This window comes from Rhizobium sp. L1K21 (assembly GCF_024055895.1).
Classification (GTDB): Bacteria; Pseudomonadota; Alphaproteobacteria; order Rhizobiales; family Rhizobiaceae; genus Ensifer_A.
Genome location: NZ_JAMXLE010000001.1, coordinates 206,710 through 225,671, shown reverse-complemented (window position 1 = coordinate 225,671; position 18,962 = coordinate 206,710). Strand labels below are relative to the sequence as shown.

The following is an 18,962-nucleotide window of genomic DNA, read 5'->3' as shown; positions in this document are numbered from 1 at the left end:
CCACCAGGAGGCACCCATGCGCTGGAAAGAGAAACTCGTGATCTCGCTGCTGGCGCTTCTCGTCAGCGTCCCCGCCTTCGCCGTCGACAGGGCAGCGGTTGAAAAACAGTTCCATGCATGGCTCGAAAACACCATCTGGCCGCAGGTGGAAAAACAGCAGGTTCCGCGCGCCGTCTTCGACGCGGCATTCAAAGGCGTGACACTGAACTGGAAACTGCCCGATCTCGTGCCGCCCGGCAGCGCGCCGCCAAAGGAACGCAAACAGAGCCAGGCCGAATTTTCGTCCCCTGGCCCATATTTCAATGAGAAACGTCTCAACGACCTCGCGGCCATCGGCCGCAGGCATTACAATGCCAACAAGGCGCTCCTCGACCGCATCGAAAGCGCTTACGGCGTTCCCGGCCGCATCATCATCGCCATCTGGGGCCGCGAAACCGGTTATGGCACGGCAGCCATTCCCTATGACGCAATGGAAGTGCTGGCAACCAAGGCCTTCATGTCCACCCGCAAGGACATGTTTGAAGGCGAGCTGATCGCCGGTCTCCATATCCTGGCAGGCGGCGACACCACGCCAGGCAATATGAAAAGCTCATGGGCCGGCGCGCTCGGCCAGCCGCAATTCATGCCATCCAGCTTTCTCAGATACGCCGTCGATTTCGACGGCGACCGCAAGCGGGACATCTGGAATTCGAAGGCTGACACCTTCGCTTCCATCGCCAACTACCTTGCCCAGAAAGGCTGGCAACGCGGCCGCGATTGGGGCTATGAGGTCACGATCCCCAACAATGTCTCTTGCGCACAGGAAGGCCCCGATCTGGCCGAGCCGATCAAGAACTGGGCCGCACAGGGGATTAACCGCATCTCCGGCAAGCCGTTTCCATCCCACGAACTTTCCGCCTCCGGCATGATGCTGGTACCGGCTGGACGCTTCGGCCCGGAATTCATCGTCACGCCGAATTTCTATGTGATCAAGGAATACAACAATTCCGATCTCTATGCCCTCTTCATCGGCAATCTGGCAGACCGCATCGCCTATGGTTCCGGCGCCTTTCAGGCAAGCTGGGGCAATGTCGGCCACATGCTGAGGTCAGACGTTTTGAAGATGCAGCAGGTTCTGGTTGCTCAGGGCCACGATGTCGGCAAGGTCGACGGCTTGCCCGGCTACAAGACCCGCCGTTCCATCGGCCGCTGGCAGGCCAAAAACGGCATCCAACCTACCTGCTTTCCCACGGAGAAGCTCTTGCAGCAAATCCGGTAACGGGAAGTCAGTCCGCCCGCAGTGCGTGTCGTGTTCAGAACACCAACGGAAATTGAAGAAATGCAAGTAAGATCAAAAGCTCATCTGCTCTGACAGCTTGCGGAATATTTTCACGGTGACTAATATCCTCTTTGCGACATTGCACCATGGAGGACACATGCTGTGAACGACCAGAAACCGGCAACCCCGGGCGAAGCTGTTGGCCGCACGCCGCTTTCGATCGTCATGACCGATCCTCGCATCAACGACAACCCGCTGACCTATGTGAACGATGCCTTTCAGCAACTCACCTTGTACAGCCGCGATTACGCAATCGGCCGCAATTGCCGTTTTCTGCAGGGCGAGCAGACCGAGCCCGATATTGCGCTGAAAATCAGGGAAGGCCTGCAATCCGGCGCGGAATTCGAGGTGACGATCACCAATTACAAAGCCGACGGCACGCCTTTTCTGAACCAGCTCCTGATTGCGCCCGTGATGGGTGAAGACGGCGAACTGAGCGCCTATTTCGGTGTTCAGCGCGAAGTTCAGAAAAAGCGTGACGGCGAATGCGACGATGAATCGCTCGACCTCCTGCGCGAATTGCAGCACCGGGTCAAAAATCACCTGTCCATGGTGGTCAGCATGATCAGGCTCCAGGCGGCTCGCCCGGTAACGCCTGAATCATTGAAAGCCGTCAGCCGCCGGGTTGAGGCCTTGGCCCTGCTTTATGAGGAAATGTTCGACGCGACGATGAACAACGGCGAAGCAAGCCGCATCCACACCGGGGCCTATCTCAGCCGGATCGCCAATGTGGTGTCACGCATCGATGGTCGCACGGCAATTCGTATCAACGTGGAAAGCGAAGAGATTGAGCTTCCGGTCGATCATGCCGCGCGCCTTGGCCTGCTACTGTCCGAACTTCTCACCAATGCTCTCGAACACGCCTTCAAGGGCCGCGAAACCGGCCTCATCGACATCCGTTTCCGCGGGCTGAGCAATGGCGGTGTTCGGCTGACCGTGGAGGATGATGGCATCGGTCTGCCCGAGGATAGCAATTGGCCCTATGAAGCCAAAAGCGTGCGCACGCAAAAGAGCCTTGCCGAGCAGCAGCAGGGCGACCTCGATACCACCGGCCACAATGGCCATTCCGGTGTTGGCGGCACAATTATCATCGCTCTGACCCAGAAGCTTGGCGCAACCCTCAACGTCAACAGCGCGCTAGAAGGGACAACCGTCACCATCGATTTCGAAAAAGAACTGTAGACGCGCCACGCAGCGCTCACTCAATGCGGCCCAGGCCCAATATGATGGTGGTGGTGCTGATGGAAGATATCGTCTTCCAGCCGGATCGTCTGGCGCTCGATCATCCGGCAGACCTTCGGCGGGCCTTCGCCCCGGTGCAGCGCCCATAGCTGGTCGATATTGTCAGCATCCGCCTGCGTGCGCCGCTGAACATGCCGCACATAATCCACCCAGGTCGGAACATGATAGGTTTCCGTCCACAGTTCAGGAACCTCCAAATCACGCATCAAGGCCCAGTTGCGCGCACCATCGCGAATGCGAATCCGCCGCCGCTCGGTCATCAATGCGAGAAAGGTCTCAAGGTCGTCATCGTGGATATTGTAGGCCACCTGCACCACCAAAGGCCCGCTGCGCGGCAGAATATTCAATTTCAGGTTCGGCTGCCTGAACCGATTGAGCGGATCGAGATCCAGAGAGGCAAAGGCCGGCATGGGCAGGAAAAGGCCAACCACCACACCGGCTGCCATCACGGTGGCCGCGATGAAAAAGGCGAGCGACACATTGCTGCTTTCGGCAATCGCGCCCCATAGCCAGCTTCCCGCCGCCATCCCGCCAAAGGCCGCTGTCTGATAGAAGGACAAAGCGCGCCCGACAACCCAGCGCGGTGTGGAAAGCTGGACGATCGTGTTGAAGAGCGAAAGCGCAATCACCCAGAAAGCGCCCGCCAGCATAAGCGCCAGACCATCGAGAAGACCGCTCGTGCTGGCACCGATGATTGCTTCGCTCACTGCAAATCCGGCAAAGGCGCAGCGCACGATATCCTCGCTTGAGAGCCGCTCGCGCAGCCATGCGCTGATATAGGCACCGCCGATCGCGCCAACCCCGAAAGCGCCCAGCATGAGGCCAAAGGTCAGCGGGCCGCCCTGGATGATGTCACGGGCGACCACGGGAAGAAGCGCGAGAATGGCAACCGAGGAGAGGCCAAACAGAAAACTGCGCGCGAAAACCTTCAACAGGTTCGGCGACATGGCCGCATAGCGAAAGCCGGCCGCAACCGCGCTGCCGATCTGCTCGCGCGGCATCGCGTTATCCGCCGCCTCGCGCTTCCAGCCAAGAAGCGCGGCAATAATGGCAAGATAGCTGAGCGCGTTGGTCGCAAAGGCCGCGGCACCGCCACCGACCGCCACGATGAGACCGCCAAGCGCAGGCCCCACACTGCGGGTAATGTTAAAGCCCATGGAATTGAGCGACACCGCACCGGCCAAGTCGTCACGCGGCACCATATCGCCGACAGACGCCTGCCAGGAGGGATTGTTCAGCGCCGTCCCGCAACCGATCAGAAAAGTGAATGTCAACAAGGCCCATGGCGTCATCCAGCCGAGATACGCAAAAGCGGCAAGCAGCGCCGAAACCGAAAACATGAAGAGCTGCGCCGTCATCATCACCCGGCGCCGGTCGAAATTATCCGCGATTGCACCCGAAATCAGCGAGAAAAGCATGATCGGCAGCGTCGTCGAAGCCTGCACCAGCGCCACCATATTCTCCGACGTGGAAATCGACGTCATCATCCAGGCAGCACCCACCCCCTGAATCAGCCCGCCCAGATTGGACGCAAGACTGGCAAACCAGATATTGCGGTAAGTCTGGTGGGCAAGCGGTGCGAAAAACGGCTTTCTGTCTGGCAAGATTAACGTCCTGAAAAACTGCACATTCGTCAGTTCCTACTCCAAAACTGTGTATGGAAAAAGCCGATCTTGATTTTCTTGGCGCTTCGGCGTATACCGCCCTCAAATTCTTGATCGGTAGATGAAGAGTGGGGCCTGCCGGACCCGCTCTTTTTTGTTACCTTGTTCAAGGCCGAAATAACCATTCATGCACCGTGGAGGGCATGCATTGTCCGAGAGCCAAGAGATCGAACCGCGCCTGATTGTGGAAACCGGCCTCGATCTGCGCATCGCAGAAATTATCGAACCGACATTGAACGACATGGGCTATCTGCTCGTGCGCGTGCGCCTATCGGGCCAGAACGGCCTGACACTGCAAATCATGGCCGAGCGCTTCGACGGCACGATGACGGTCGAAGATTGCGAAGAAATATCCATGGCCATTTCTCCGGTTCTCGATGTTGAGGACCCGATCGACAAGGCGTATCATCTCGAAGTCTCATCGCCGGGCATTGATCGGCCAATGGTGCGCAAGTCCGATTTCGAAAAGTGGCAGGGCCACCTTTTGAAATGCGAGACGTCGGTTGTTGTGGGTGGCCGCAAGCGTTTTCGCGGCAAGATTGTCAAAGCGGGCGAAGAAGGCTTCACAATCGAACGGGATCAACCCGGCGACGGCGAAGAACTGGAGATTGAAATCCCCTATTCCGCGCTTGCCGAAGCACGCCTGATTTTGACCGATGACCTGATCCGCGATGCGTTGCGCGCCGACAAGGCTGCCAAGGCAGCTCAGAAAAAAGCGGCAAACGAAAACAATTCCAGTGAGGAGTGAGGCCAAACCAGGCCTCAAAATACGGAGACGATAAAATGGCAGTCAGTGCTAACAGGCTCGAACTTCTTCAGATCGCCGACGCTGTCGCGCGCGAAAAGGTTATCGACCGCGAAATCGTTCTGGGCGCAATGGCCGACGCCATTCAGAAAGCGGCCCGCTCGCGTTACGGTTCGGAATCCAATATCCAGGCCGACATCAACCCCAAGACCGGCGAGATCAAGCTGCAGCGCTTGCTCGAAGTTGTCGACCAGGTGGAAGATTACTCCACCCAGATCGCACTTCTCTCAGCCCGTGACCGCAAGCCCGACGCCGAGATTGGCGACACGATCGCCGATCCGCTGCCGCCGATGGATTTCGGCCGCATTGCCGCACAGTCCGCCAAGCAGGTCATCGTGCAGAAGGTGCGCGAAGCTGAGCGTGATCGCCAGTTCGACGAATTCAAGGATCGCATCGGCGAGATCGTCAACGGCACGGTCAAGCGCGTCGAATACGGCAACGTCATCGTCGACCTCGGCCGTGGTGAAGGCATCATCCGCCGCGACGAGATGATCCCGCGCGAAAACGTGCGCTACGGCGACCGCATCCGCGCTTATGTCTACGATGTACGCCGCGAACAGCGCGGACCGCAGATTTTCCTCTCGCGCACCCATCCGCAGTTCATGGTCAAGCTCTTCACCATGGAAGTGCCGGAAATCTACGACGGTATCATCCAGATCAAGTCGGTGGCCCGTGATCCGGGTTCGCGCGCCAAGATCGCCGTGATCTCAAACGATTCCTCCATCGACCCGGTCGGTGCCTGTGTGGGTATGCGTGGCTCCCGCGTTCAGGCCGTCGTCGGCGAATTGCAGGGTGAAAAGATCGACATCATTCCGTGGTCGCCCGATCCGGCCTCCTTCATCGTCAATGCCCTGCAGCCGGCGGAAGTCGCCAAGGTCGTTCTCGACGAAGATGCAGAGCGTATCGAAGTGGTGGTTCCCGACGAACACCTGTCGCTGGCCATCGGCCGCCGCGGTCAGAACGTGCGTCTGGCGTCACAGCTCACCGGCTGGGATATCGATATCCTGACCGAACAGGAAGAGAGCGAACGCCGCCAGAAGGAATTCACCGAGCGCTCCAACCTCTTCATGGACGCCCTCGATGTGGACGAAATGGTCGGTCAGGTTCTGGCCTCCGAAGGCTTCGCCCAGATCGAAGAACTGGCCTATGTGGATGTTGAGGAAATTGCATCCATCGACGGTTTCGACGAAGAAACCGCTGAGGAAATCCAGACCCGCGCCCGCGAATTCCTGGATCGTCAGGAAGCCGAACTCGACGCCAAGCGCAAGGAGCTGGGCGTTGCAGACGAGCTCCTCTCCATCGACGGCATGAACCGCAAGATGCTCGTCGCCCTTGGCGAAGAAGGCATCAAGACGATGGAAGACTTTGCCGGTTGCGCCGCTGACGATCTGGTTGGCTGGACCGAGCGCAAGGACGGCGAAACCAAGCGTTTCCCCGGTACCTTCTCCGATATGGAAGTCTCCCGCGCCGAGGCCGAAGCCATGGTTGTCCAGGCCCGCCTCGCCGTTGGCTGGATCACCGAGGAAGACCTGGCCAAGCCTGAGGAAGAAGCCGAAGGCGAAGAAACCGCCGAAGGAACCGAAGAAGCCTGATTGGCTTTTTCGTTTCCAGCCGCCTTCGCGATTGGAAGAAATGTGCTGCGTGCAACGGCTTTCTCCCCTTGGGGAGAAATGTCGCGCGCAGCCTGACAATGAGGGGTTCTCAAGAACCTTGAGCGATATGAAAACCCCTCATCCAACCCTTCGGGCCGCCTTCTCTTCAGGGGAGAAGAGGGAATATCGCAGGCGAAGGAATAGGCCGCAGATCGCATGAAAGAAGATATGAACGACCGCACATGCATCGTAACGCGCGAAAGCGGGTCGGCTGAGGAGCTGATCCGCTTTGTCGCTGGCCCCGATGGCGCGGTTGTGCCGGACCTGAAGCGAAAGCTTCCAGGCCGCGGCTGCTGGGTCAAGGCGGAAAAGTCAGTCCTTGAAATTGCGATCAGGAAGAACCATTTCTCCCGTGCCCTCAAGGAAAAGGTCACCGTTGACCCCGCATTGGCCGAGCAGGTTGAAAGCCTCATGGTCAGTGACCTTGCCGGCATGATGAACCTGGCCCGCAAGGCCGGCCAATTCGTTTCAGGCGCGATGAAGGTTGACAACGCCGTACGCTCCGGCGAGGCGATGGCTGTTTTTCACGCGCAAGACGCCGCAGCAGACGGTATCCGCAAGGTCGATCAGGCCCGCAAGGCGTTCCACCTCACGATGGAAACCGAAGCAGAAATACCCTCCTTTCAACCGTTTGAACCGGCTGAAATGGAAAAACTGATGGGTGAGAATGCATTTAAACATGCCTGCGCGCTTGCAGGACAGGCCGGAGAGGGTGTAGTGAAGCGCGCAAAAGTTCTTAAACGGTATCGCGATGGCCGCGAAACCTAACAAGGAGAAGGGCACGATGGCCCTGTCGAAACTGTGATTGCCCTGCCCGGTATGGTCCGGACATGGAGCTGTGAATTGATAAGACTGAACGACTGGGTCAGGTGAGCGTTCTCCGGCCCGGTTCATATGGAACAGGAACGGAATGACCGACAATAAAGACGACAAGACACTGAGTGTATCGGGCAAGAAGACCCTGACGCTGAAACCTTCGGGTGTCAGCCAGGGAACCGTACGCCAGGATATGGGCCGCGGGCGCACCAAATCGGTCGTCGTGGAGACCCGCAAGCGCCGCTTTGGCAAGCCTGAAGACGAAAAGGTGACCAAGCCCGCACCGGCAGCCCCTGCCGCACCGGCCCCGAAGGTAGCCGTCCAGCCGACCCGCAACAGGGTTGAGCCGGTCCAGCGGGAAACCCCGACGCCGGTCGCGCCCGCTGGCGACCTGTCTGCCGGCGAGATGGAAGCACGCCGCCGCGCTCTTGCAGAAGCGCAGGTTCGCGAGGCTGAAGAAGCCGAACGTCGCGAGGCCGAAGAAGCACGCCGCAAGGCCGAGGAAGCAGATAGAAAGCAGCGCGAAGCCGAAAAGGCCGCACGCGAAGCCGCTGAAGCCGAGGCCGCACGCAAGTCAGAGGCTGAGGCAGCCCCTGCTCCCGCCGAGGAAGAAGCCCCCGCTGCACAGGCGCCCGCCCCTGCACGCACCGTCGAGGAGGTACGCCCGTCGCGCCCCGCACCTGTGGCCGCGCGCGGCCGCCGCGAGACGGAAGAGGAAGAAGACGAGCGCCGCCGTGGCGCTGCCCGTGGCAAACCGGGCGCTGGCGCGCCTGTTCCTGCCAAGGCACCGTCCCGCCCGAAGGGCGACGATGGCCGCCGCCGTGGCAAGCTGTCGCTGAATGCATCTTTGGATGAAGACGGCAACCAGCGCGGCCGTTCGCTTTCGGCCATGCGTCGCCGTCAGGAGAAATTCCGCCGCAGCCAGATGCAGGTTGAACGCGAGAAGATTTCCCGCGAAGTCATCCTGCCGGAAACCATCACCATTCAGGAACTGTCACAGCGCATGTCCGAACGTGCGGTCGATGTCATCAAGTACCTCATGAAAGAGGGCCAGATGATGAAGCCGGGCGACATCATCGACGCCGATCTGGCCGAACTGATCGCATCCGAATTCGGCCATACGGTCAAGCGCGTGTCTGAATCGGACGTTGAAACCGGTATCTTCGATATCGACGACGATGATGCCGATCTCGTATCGCGCCCGCCGGTCGTCACCATCATGGGTCACGTTGACCACGGCAAGACCTCGCTGCTCGATGCCATCCGAAATGCCAACGTGGTGTCCGGCGAAGCCGGTGGCATCACCCAGCATATCGGTGCCTATCAGGTTGAGCAGAACGGCCAGAAGATCACCTTCATCGACACCCCCGGCCACGCCGCCTTTACAGCGATGCGTGCGCGTGGTGCGCAATCAACGGATATCGCGATCCTCGTGGTCGCCGCTGACGACAGCGTGATGCCGCAGACGATTGAATCGATCAACCACGCCAAGGCTGCCGGTGTTCCCATCATCGTTGCGATCAACAAGATGGACAAGCCCGCTGCTGACGCACAGAAGGTTCGCACCGAGCTTCTGCAGCACGAAGTCTTCGTGGAATCGATGGGCGGTGAAGTGCTCGATGTGGAAGTGTCCGCCAAAAACGGCACCAATCTCGACAAGCTTCTCGAAGCCATCCTGCTTCAGGCCGAAATCCTCGACCTCAAGGCCAATCCGAACCGCACGGCGGAAGGTTCCGTCGTCGAAGCAGAGCTCGACCGTGGCCGTGGTTCCGTGGCCACCGTTCTCATTCAAAAGGGGACGCTCAGGCCTGGCCAGATCATCGTTGCCGGTGATCAGTGGGGTCGCGTGCGTGCGCTGGTCAATGACAAGGGCGAGCATGTGAAGGAAGCAGGTCCTGCCATGCCGGTTGAGGTTCTGGGCCTCCAGGGCACCCCGCAGGCCGGTGACAAGTTCGCGGTCGTGGAAAACGAAGCCCGCGCCCGCGAAATCGCTGAATACCGTCAGCGTCTGGCCCGTGAAAAGGCTGTCGCACGCGCTGCAGGTTCGCGCGGTTCGCTCGAACAAATGATGACCCAGCTGCAGACGACAGGCGCGAAGGAATTCCCGCTGCTCATCAAGGGCGACGTGCAGGGCTCCATCGAAGCCATTGCCGGCGCGCTCGACAAGCTGGGGACCGACGAAGTGCGCGCGCGCATCGTTCACTCCGCAGCCGGTGCCATCACCGAGTCCGATATCTCGCTTGCCGAAGCATCGGGTGCCGCCATCATGGCGTTCAACGTTCGTGCCAATCCGCAGGCCCGCGAAGCGGCATCCCGCTCAGGCATCGAAATCCGCTACTACAACATCATCTACGATCTGGTGGACGATGTGAAAGCGGCCATGTCCGGCATGCTCTCGCCAGAGCGTCGCGAAACCTTCCTCGGCTACGCTGAAATTCTGGAAGTGTTCAACATTTCCAAGATCGGCAAGGTCGCAGGCTGCCAGGTCACCGAAGGCAAGGTGGAGCGTGGCTCCGGCGTGCGTCTTCTGCGCGACAACGTGGTTATCCACGAAGGCAAGCTCAAGACGCTCAAGCGCTTCAAGGATGAAGTCTCCGAAGTCAATGTCGGCCAGGAATGCGGCATGGCATTTGAAAACTACGAAGACATCCGCAAGGGCGACCAGATCGAGTGCTTCCGCGTGGAACATGTGACGCGTACGCTCTAAGTCGTGTATATGAGAAAATTCTGATGGCCGCCGGGGTTTCCCGGCGGCCATTTCATTTGTAACGTCGCCATCAATCGCATGCGGAAAATTCGAGGCTCTTCATGCTTGCAGCATTTTTCACCATCGTCATTGCCAACACCTATATGTGGTTTGGCGGTCAGGGCTATTGCACCTTCGATTTCGCCCTTCATGAAAGTGGAGACGAAATTTCTCAGGTCGAGATCGTCCTGCGACCCCGCTTTGATGCCAACGACACGGCAACCGGCCTGACCGACCTGCCCGACGAAACCATCGCCGTTCCTCAGATCGGCGGGCCGCACGCCAACTGGTCGCTCAGCGAGCGCATCGAGACCGACTGCGGCGTCAAAGGCTTCGATATCGTCAGCGCACGCGGCTTCATCAATGGCAAATCGACCGACCTGATTGCCGCCGGCATGATCGAAATCACCACCTATGAGCCCTTGCCGATCGGCGTCGGGGGAAGGTGATGCCAACCCGCCCGTCAGAACGCACCGGCACGGAAACGCCCTGGCTTGTTTCTGTTTCCTATCAGCGCGACGCGCTGGAGGAATTCGATGTGCAGCAGGATGCTCAAAAGCGTTTTGCCAAACCGCTTGGCGAGACCTTCACCTATCAGTCTGTCCTTTTCGGCTTCATCGTGCTGGCCCTCATTATCGGTACTGTCGAGGTCAGCCGCCATCTCACGCCCATCTTCCCCGATGCGCCGGGTGCACTTGCCTATCACGGCGATTACTGGGCCGCCTTCATGCCCATTGTCATACTTCTTGGTGTCGCCGCCATCGGCTTTGCCCGCATGTTCCGCCACCGGCAGGAGGCCCTGCGCATCGCCCGCATCCGCGCGAGGGGCTGGGCTGATGTCGAAATCTCGGCCACCGGTCTCATATATGTCACCGATGGTCGCAACCAGCGGCTCGACTGGCGCGCCGTACGCAGCGTTTCCCATGCGAAGGACAAGATCCTTCTCGATCTCGACCAGTCCACCATCTATATCCCCGAACGCGCCTTTGCAAACCGTGCCGAATTTCTGTCCCAATACAAGGTCATCCGTCAGGCATGGCTTGACCGGCTGATGGCAGAGGTTGCGGAAAAGAACTGATCGCGCTTCAGCGCAAAAAGGAAAACCCATTGAAGAACGAACCCGTCAAAGGCACATTTGAACTTCTGCCTTCAGAAAAGGTTGAAATGATGCTGCTCGCGGGCAAGACCTTCACAGCCCCGCCCGGCAGAAGCACAAAATGGGTGTTTTATCTGGCCTGTGCAGCAATCGGCGTTCTCATCGGCCTCGGCCTTCCCCTTTACGAGACCTACATCGCCAGACCGCTTTTCGGCATCGAAAGCCTGCCGTCAGGCCGCCCTCTCGTTGCCCTCCTCATGCCGCTGATTCTCATCTTTGCCACGGTCATTCTCCTGGCGCTCCGCTGGCAAAGAAAACGCGGTCTCGCAGCGCTCGAAAGCCGGCTGGACCGCAATGTCATGGTGGATTTCGAGCTCAATGAAAACGGCATACGCCTGGACACCGCACACGCCTCAGCCACATGTCAGTGGCCCGCCATCCGCAGCGTCGCCACCTCGAAGACCCACCTGCTGCTTTATACGGATTCCACGCTTCTCTATATCCCGCTGCGCGCCTTTCCCGATCAGGAGTCCTTTGTGCATGCAGCCGAACTGGCCACCTCCTGCTGGCTTTCATCGCAACAACCAACCGCGTGATCTTTCATCGCGCCCTTGACCCGCAGCATAAAAACAGGCATTCAGCGCCCACTTCAGGCGAACGCGGGTTCGATCCCCGTTTGATCGTCTCACACACAAGAAGAAACGACTGACAAAGATGAAAAGACCAACCACATCTGCTCCCTCGCAGCGCATGTTGCGCGTCGGTGAGCAAGTCCGCGCAGCCATCACCCAGGTGCTGCAGCGCGGCGAGGTGCGCGACCCGCTTCTGGAAACCACCGTGATTTCCATTTCCGAAGTGCGCATGTCGCCCGATCTCAAGATCGCCACCGCCTTCGTGACCCCGCTTGGGCAACAAGACCATGACGCCATCGTCGATGCGCTTAACAGAAACGCGAAATATATCCGTGGCCGTCTTGGCCCCGCCCTTCGTCAGATGAAATACATGCCCGAAGTGCGCTTCCGTGACGATACGAGCTTCGACAATTACCAGAAGATCGACGAACTGTTGCGCTCACCGGAAGTGACCCGCGACCTCGATCACGACGACGACCAAGAATAAGAAGAAGAATATCATGGCAAGACAGCGCAAGCCCAAGGGCCGCCCGATTTCGGGCTGGCTCATCCTCGACAAGCCGTTTGACTACGGCTCCACCGAAGCCGTCGGCAAGATCAAGTGGCTTTTCAAGGCCCAGAAGGCAGGCCATGCCGGCACGCTGGACCCGCTCGCTTCCGGCATGCTGCCGATCGCGCTCGGTGATGCCACCAAGACCGTGCCTTACGTCATGGATGGCCGCAAGATTTACGAGTTCACCGTCAGCTGGGGTGAAGAGCGTGCCACCGACGATCTCGAAGGCGATGTGACCCAGTCAAGCGACAAGCGCCCGACGGAAGAAGACATTCGCGCCCTGCTGCCGAAATATACCGGTGTGATCGAACAGATCCCGCCGCAATTTTCGGCGATCAAGATCGCCGGCGAGCGCGCTTACGATATGGCCCGCGAGGGTGAAACCGTCGAAATCCCGGCTCGCGAAGTCGAAGTCCACCGCCTCACCCTCCTGAAGGCGGAAGCCGACAAGGCGCATTTCGAGGTCGAATGCGGCAAAGGCACCTATGTGCGTTCGCTTGCCCGCGACATGGGCCGCGATCTTGGCTGCTACGGCCATATTTCCGAGCTGCGCCGCACCCTCGTCGCCCCCTTCGGCGAAGACCGCTTGGTGCCATTGGAAAAGCTCACGGCTCTCGAAGACATCGAGGATCAGGACGAACGCCTCGCCACCCTCGACGCCTTCCTCATCCCTGCCGCCGAAGCACTTGCCGAACTGCCCCATCTGCCCGTCTCCGAAGACCAGGCCCGGCGCCTGCGCTCCGGCAATCCGATCCTGCTGCGCGGCCGCGACGCCCCCTTACCCACCCCCGAAGCCTACGCCACCCTAAAAGGCGACCTCATCTCCATCGGCGCCATCGAAGAAGGCGAGTTCAGGCCAAAGCGGGTATTTGGTTAAAGCTGGGATCGGGCCAAGCCCGGCGCCTATTTCACAACGCCTTAGCAAGAACGCTCCTCAGCCACCATATGAGGAGCCCACAAGCGCGGAACTGGCTTTCTCCCCTTGGGGAGAAATGTCATGCGCAGCATGACAATGAGGGGTTCCCACTGAACGGGCCTGAGAACCCCTCATCCGACCATCTTTCCCTGCGCTTGCCAAAAGCAAACCTTTCCGCTTGTCCGATTTAAGACATCCGGCATGACCGCGCTACACACCCCGGCCTCTCCCCTTGTGGGAGAGGATAGTAAGTCCGCGTGAAGCAATCGCTGAACGCTGGACGCACTTGGGTAGAGGGGTAGACTTTATGGGGCAAAATCAAATACCCCTCACCAAGCGCGCCGACCAATCGCCTATGGCTCTTGGGGCTCGGCTCACCTCTCCCACAAGGGGAGAGGAAAGGACCGCGGCACCAACTCTCCTCCGTCATCCCGGACTTGATCCGGGATCCAGCAGCGCGAAGTCCTTCGCGCAGGAGACTCTTTTCCTTAGCGACAAAGAAGGTCCTTTCACCGCGCAGACGCGCGGTGGCTGGATGCCAGATCAGGTCTGGCATGACGGGTGGATGCGCAAAGCCCGCTCCAGCCTCATCCTGAGGTGCCGGAGCAAAGCGGAGGCCTCGAAGGACGAGGCTGGCCCCCCTATCGTACAAATAACCCGCCCTCGCCCTTCGAGACGCCGCCAAGGCGGCTCCTTGAGGCATGAGGGCTCACCATTGAGGCTGCCGCAAGCACGACCCGGCTTTCCCCCCTTGGGGAGAAATGTCATGCGCAGCGTGACAATGAGGGGTTCCCTCAATCACTGTTGAGAACCTCTCCATCCGACCCACGTTTTCTTGCGCTTGCTGGAGGCATGACGCGGGTGGCCACCCTCTCCACAAGGAGAGAAGACCGAGGGACGGCACCAATTTCCCCCAGCCTCATCCTGAGGTGGGAGCGTAGCGACCCTCGAAGGATCAGGCTGGCCCCATGCCAACCTAACCCGCCCTCGCCCTTCGAGACGGCCTTCGGCCTCCTCAGGGTGAGGGCTGGTCATCATGCGCCCCCGCCAAAACGGGGATAAACGCAGCCCTCAGACAAGCAAAATCAATCGCATAACTATTTTTTCATCCCCGCCCTCTCAAACCCCATCCATAATACCCCCGTCCCGCACGGATACACCACAGGGCGCTGTGGCGAGCGGGGTCGGTTCCGGGTTCGGGGGCAGACGCAGGCCTCGGATATGGGCTCTTGCCGAAGAGGCCATTGGACATTCAAACGGGAATGTTCGCACCGGGGTTTTGCAAGAAGCGGTGACCCGGCGGAGACAAGGGCAAGGCAGGCCCCCTTCGACGTGCATGCATGGCATGCGTAAGCTTAGACACGGTTCGCTGCCCCAGTCTTGAAGCCCTCACAAGGAGTGGATGGAGAACCGGGCGTTGATCACCAAGTTTGCAATTCAAAAACAACTGAAGGCGGGGCGCTTTGTGCGCATCATAACTAAACTACAATGTGGCGCACAAAACGCCCCATCCGATCCTGAGTGAGGATCGAAGCCAGAGAATACCGCGTAACCCGGAAGCGATCAGCTTGCCGGGGTTGAGGTGCAGGAAAGAGGGAAGAACGTTGTTTGACACGCGCCAACCACCTCCCCCGTCATCCTCGGCCTTGAGCCGAGGATCCAAACAAAAGCTTGCGGACGAATGGTCGGGGCAAGCCCGACCATGACGAGGGAGAAGAGCGATGGCCCGAAGGGACGGATGAGGGACCACACGCAACCGGATGATCAAACGAACATGCTATTGATGCAAACCCGGCGAACTCAGCCCCCAGCATTCTCCTCCAAAATCATCGCCGTCAAACTGCCCTCGGCGGGATAAAGCGGAATGAGGCAGGCTTGAAAGGCGTGGTAAATGTCCGGCTTGCCGGTGAAAAGCCGCGACGTGGGGCGCAGGTCTTCCGAAAGCTCGGGATGCCAGCCGCCAAATTCCCTGTCCAGCAGGTGGGCGGCTGCAAAATCCCACAATTTTCGATACCAGCGCTCGTGGAATTCGGATGGCACATGAGCATTGAGAAAAGCCGCCGCACCAATCCCTTCGCAAACGGGCCACCAGAGCTTTTCACGTGTGCGCGGATTGTTCTTCCAATCGAGCGTGTAGAAAAATCCGCCGTGAACCTCATCCCAGCCCAAAGCAATGGACTGGTGGAAAAGGGCGGCGGCGGCATCTTTCAGCCACACCTCGCCCTTCCCGTCGAGCACATAAAGCTGCAGGCAAAGCCTTGCCCATTCCAGCCAGTGGCCCGGTGTGGAACCCGACGGCCGGAACATTTCATCGCCGGAATAGTCGTTGTCCAGCTCCCATTTCGCATTGAAATGCTCGGCTACGCGATAATCCAGCGAGGCGGCATGAGTGCCAATGATGAGGCGCGCGATGCGCTTGGCCTTTTCGATATAGGTCTTGTCGCCCGTCGCCTCGAAAGCCGCCATCAGCGCTTCGGTCAGGTGCATGTTGGAGTTCTGCCCGCGATAATCCGAAATCGGCGACCAGTCGCGCCGATATTCCTCCGAGACGGCCCCGTAAGCCTCCTCCCAGAAACGGGTTTCCAAAACCTCGGTGACATCCGTCAGGATCGTGTCGGCCAACGGGTGACCGGCCAATTTGGCACTGGAAGCCGCCAGAAGCACGAAGGCGTGGCCATAAGCCTGCTTGGTGTCGTCAGCCGGTGCGCCATCCTTCAACGACCAGAGATAGCCGCCATGCGCGGAATCCCTGTGACCCTCTTTCAGGAAGCGCATGCCGTGGTCGATCATCTCCGCCGAGCCGGGCAGCCCGAGAAGATGGCCAACGACGTGACAATGCACCATGCGCGTCGTCACATGCAGCTGGCGCGGCGTGTCGATCGGCTGGCCATCGCGCCCGAGATCGAAGAACCCGCCCTTCGGGTCGATCGTCACAGGCCCGAAAAAGTCCAGCAACGCTTCAGCCTGGCCCATGAGCCAATTGCGGTGAAATGGGCGGTTTTGCCAATTTTGAAGTCCGGTCAAGCTTGCCTCCTTGCAATGGGCAAATCATTGCAGCAAACGCAGGCAAGCTCAACCGGCCTTGGCGGAACGCAACCGCTTTACACAATTCGACGCCTCTCAGCGCTTGGCCGGCATCGGTCCCACATAGAGCGATGCAGGCCGCAGAAGCCGCCCCTTGTACTGCTGTTCCAGCGCATGCGCCGTCCAGCCCACCACCCGCGCTGCGGCAAAGATTGGCGTGAAGGCCTGCCGGGGGATCTTCAGCGCGTCCAGCAGAATGGCGGTGTAGAATTCAACATTGGTATCAAGCTTGCGGTCCGGCTTGTGCGCTTCCAGCGCCTTGCGCGCATAGGCCTCCACCTGCGCGGCCAGGTTCATGTCCCGAACGGCACCTTCCAGCCGCTCAAAAGCCGTCTTCAACACGTCGGCGCGCGGATCACGCACGCGGTATATCCTGTGACCGAACCCCATCAGCCGCTCGCCGCGCGAAAGGGCGGCATCGATCCACGGTGCGATATTGTCTGCCGAACCGATGGCATCGAGCATATTCAAAACCGGCTCCGGCGCGCCACCATGCAGCGGCCCGCTGAGCGCACAATAGGCCGCTGTGATGGCCATGAAGGGACTGGCCCCGGTGGAGGCAACCACGCGACCTGCAAATGTGGAGGCATTCATGCCGTGGTCGGAAACCGTCACCAGATAGGCATTCAAGCCTGCCACTTCGCTTTCATGCGCCTGCATGCCGCGCAGCATCCGCAAAATGTCCGCGGCATGACCGAGTTCGGGATCAGGCGCAATCAGTCGCTCGCCATTGCGGCTGCGAACAAGGGCGGCGGCAACCACGCCCATCGCCCCTGTCAGCAAGATTTCATCGGGGAGATCGTCGTCGGGCGCCATCGCGGCCAGAGCAGCCCGAAAGGCGTCAACCATCGGCAGTCCATCCGTTGCCGGCAAGACGGCGGAGAGCCTTTCAAAGGCCCGCACCCGTGCCATGCCGATCAGCCGGCGCGCGTCGCCAGCATCGCGCTGCGATCCATCGGCCAGCACCCAAAGGCGCGCGGCGAGTGCCTCGAAGTCCTCGGCAAAGGCAATATCGCCCACAGAGGCTCCGCCGATAATCAATTCGCCCTTCTCGCCATCAACATGGGACAGCGCCGTTTCAGCGGCAATCACACCGTCAAGTCCGGTAACCGGGTTCACCTGAAGCGTCATGGAACATGCTCCTTCCTGCAAATGTCATGGGGCAAGCATGCACCGCTTTTCATATTGATCAATCTTGATTAATGTAATCAATATGAATAAAGAAGCCGACACTCTCTATCTCACCGCCCGCGAAGCCGCTGCCGAGCTCTCCATCTCCACGGCAACGCTCTATGCCTATGTCAGCCGCGGGGTCATCCGCTCCGAACCCACCTCGGATTCGCGCATCAAGCGTTACCGCGCAGAGGATGTGCGGGCCCTCAAAGACAAAAGAGCGCCTGGCTCTGAAAACAAAGGCAATGGTAGCGACGGCTCCGTTCTCGATTCGGCGATTTCAACTATCACCGCAGAAGGCCCGCTTTACCGCGGAGCCCTCGCAACCCGGTTGGCAGAGCACGCGACGCTTGAAGAAACAGCGACATTGCTTTGGGGCTTTTCAGGCTCCAACCCCTTTACCGCCCGCAACCTTCCGCCATCGAACCCAGCCATTTGCGCGGTCCGAAACGCCCTGAAGGACGCCGCTCCTTTAAGCCGCGCCATAGCCCTCGCCGCCCTCGGCGGCGAAGCCGACATGCGCGCCTTCAACCGCTCGGAAGAAGGCCGTGCTGAAGCCGGTGCCCGCGTCATGCGGCTTGTCGCCGCCGCCTGCCTCGGGACCGAGCCATCCGGCGACCCGATCCACCTGCAGATTGCCCGAACCTGGGACATCACCGAGAAAACGCATCAGGACCTGATCCGCCGCGCACTTGTTCTGCTCGCCGAACACGAACTGAATGCCTCCGCCTACACGGTGCGCTGCGCCACCTCCACTGGCATCAATCTTTATGATGCAACAGCTGCGGGGCTCGCAGCCGTCAAAGGCCCGCGCCATGGCGGCCAAGGCCCGCTTGCGGCCCGGCTGCTTCATCAGATGGCAGAAGTCGACATAGAATCCGGCATTCGCGAGCGGGTGTCGTTGGGCGAGGGCTTCCCCGGTTTTGGCCATACCGTTTATGAAAATGGCGATCCCCGTGGCGAAAACCTGCTTTCAGCGCTCACCAAAGCAGGCGCAGAAAAACGCCTAAGCGTTGAACTGCCGCGGCTTGTGCGCGAGAGCACCGGCCTCTTCCCCACCATCGACTATGCCCTGGCGGTGATGACCCATCTGTTCGGACTGCCACCGGGGCAGGAAACGGTCGTCTTTGCCATCGCCCGTACCGCAGGCTGGATTGCCCATGCCTTTGAGCAACAGGACGCAAACCGGCTGATCCGGCCACGCGCCCGCTATGTCGGCCCTCCGCCCAGCCGACGCGACAAGGCCGAGGCGCTATGAGCCGAAG

15 protein-coding genes are annotated in these 18,962 nt (G+C 59.7%); 12 read left to right on the top strand and 3 right to left on the bottom strand.

The annotated features are described in order from the left end of the window. Positions 1-16 precede the first annotated feature (16 nt). Together NHF56_RS00970 and NHF56_RS00965 are read left to right on the top strand one after the other, a co-directional pair. On the top strand, positions 17-1,258 hold the full coding sequence (locus NHF56_RS00970; RefSeq protein WP_252800748.1) for a lytic murein transglycosylase: 1,242 nt from the start codon (positions 17-19) through the stop codon (positions 1,256-1,258). A 162-nt stretch (positions 1,259-1,420) separates the two neighbouring features. After that, positions 1,421-2,500: a PAS domain-containing protein gene (locus NHF56_RS00965; protein ID WP_252800747.1), complete on the top strand. Its 1,080-nt coding sequence runs from the start codon at positions 1,421-1,423 to the stop codon at positions 2,498-2,500. A gap of 20 nt (positions 2,501-2,520) precedes the next feature. Here the strand turns inward: NHF56_RS00965 and NHF56_RS00960 are convergent, their stop codons facing one another. Then, positions 2,521-4,164: an MFS transporter gene (locus NHF56_RS00960; protein ID WP_252800745.1), complete on the bottom strand. Its 1,644-nt coding sequence runs from the start codon at positions 4,162-4,164 to the stop codon at positions 2,521-2,523. 187 nt (positions 4,165-4,351) lie between these two features. Here NHF56_RS00960 and rimP point away from each other — a divergent pair, with 187 nt between their 5' ends. The 9 genes from rimP (at position 4,352) to truB (ending at position 13,401) form a co-directional block, all read left to right on the top strand. Continuing rightward, entirely contained in the window at positions 4,352-4,972 is a 621-nt protein-coding gene (rimP, locus tag NHF56_RS00955) for a ribosome maturation factor RimP (RefSeq protein ID WP_252800743.1), read from the top strand. A gap of 35 nt (positions 4,973-5,007) precedes the next feature. After that, the gene (gene nusA, locus NHF56_RS00950; RefSeq protein WP_252800741.1) at positions 5,008-6,621 is read left to right on the top strand and encodes a transcription termination factor NusA; all 1,614 of its coding nucleotides are present in this window, start codon (positions 5,008-5,010) and stop codon (positions 6,619-6,621) included. A 216-nt stretch (positions 6,622-6,837) separates the two neighbouring features. Further along, the gene (locus NHF56_RS00945) at positions 6,838-7,449 is read left to right on the top strand and encodes an RNA-binding protein (protein ID WP_252800739.1); all 612 of its coding nucleotides are present in this window, start codon (positions 6,838-6,840) and stop codon (positions 7,447-7,449) included. A gap of 142 nt (positions 7,450-7,591) precedes the next feature. Beyond that, positions 7,592-10,204 carry a translation initiation factor IF-2 gene (infB, locus tag NHF56_RS00940; RefSeq protein ID WP_252800737.1) on the top strand — a complete coding sequence of 871 codons (2,613 nt, stop codon included), beginning with the start codon at positions 7,592-7,594 and terminating at the stop codon, positions 10,202-10,204. Positions 10,205-10,305: 101 nt separating this feature from the next. Beyond that, complete coding sequence (locus tag NHF56_RS00935; protein WP_252800736.1) at positions 10,306-10,692, top strand: hypothetical protein; 387 nt, start codon at positions 10,306-10,308, stop codon at positions 10,690-10,692. Continuing rightward, complete coding sequence (locus NHF56_RS00930) at positions 10,692-11,321, top strand: YcxB family protein (RefSeq protein ID WP_252800735.1); 630 nt, start codon at positions 10,692-10,694, stop codon at positions 11,319-11,321. The genes NHF56_RS00935 and NHF56_RS00930 overlap by 1 nt, the downstream gene beginning before the upstream one ends. A 29-nt stretch (positions 11,322-11,350) precedes the next feature. Continuing rightward, positions 11,351-11,935, top strand: coding sequence for a YcxB family protein (locus NHF56_RS00925; RefSeq protein WP_252800734.1), 585 nt, complete (start codon positions 11,351-11,353; stop codon positions 11,933-11,935). A 118-nt stretch (positions 11,936-12,053) separates the two neighbouring features. Continuing rightward, a complete protein-coding gene (rbfA, locus tag NHF56_RS00920; protein WP_252800733.1) occupies positions 12,054-12,458 on the top strand; it encodes a 30S ribosome-binding factor RbfA in 405 nt (134 codons plus the stop codon). 13 nt (positions 12,459-12,471) lie between these two features. Next, a complete protein-coding gene (gene truB / locus NHF56_RS00915; protein ID WP_252800732.1) occupies positions 12,472-13,401 on the top strand; it encodes a tRNA pseudouridine(55) synthase TruB in 930 nt (309 codons plus the stop codon). A gap of 1,839 nt (positions 13,402-15,240) precedes the next feature. Here truB and NHF56_RS00910 read toward each other — a convergent pair. Together NHF56_RS00910 and NHF56_RS00905 are read right to left on the bottom strand one after the other, a co-directional pair. After that, the gene (locus NHF56_RS00910; RefSeq protein WP_252804782.1) at positions 15,241-16,413 is read right to left on the bottom strand and encodes an AGE family epimerase/isomerase; all 1,173 of its coding nucleotides are present in this window, start codon (positions 16,411-16,413) and stop codon (positions 15,241-15,243) included. A 147-nt stretch (positions 16,414-16,560) separates the two neighbouring features. Next, positions 16,561-17,655: a citrate synthase/methylcitrate synthase gene (locus NHF56_RS00905; protein WP_252800731.1), complete on the bottom strand. Its 1,095-nt coding sequence runs from the start codon at positions 17,653-17,655 to the stop codon at positions 16,561-16,563. 82 nt (positions 17,656-17,737) lie between these two features. Here NHF56_RS00905 and NHF56_RS00900 point away from each other — a divergent pair, with 82 nt between their 5' ends. Then, positions 17,738-18,955 (top strand): citrate synthase family protein, encoded by a 1,218-nt coding sequence (locus NHF56_RS00900; RefSeq protein WP_252800729.1) that lies wholly within the window; start codon positions 17,738-17,740, stop codon positions 18,953-18,955. Positions 18,956-18,962 lie beyond the last annotated feature (7 nt).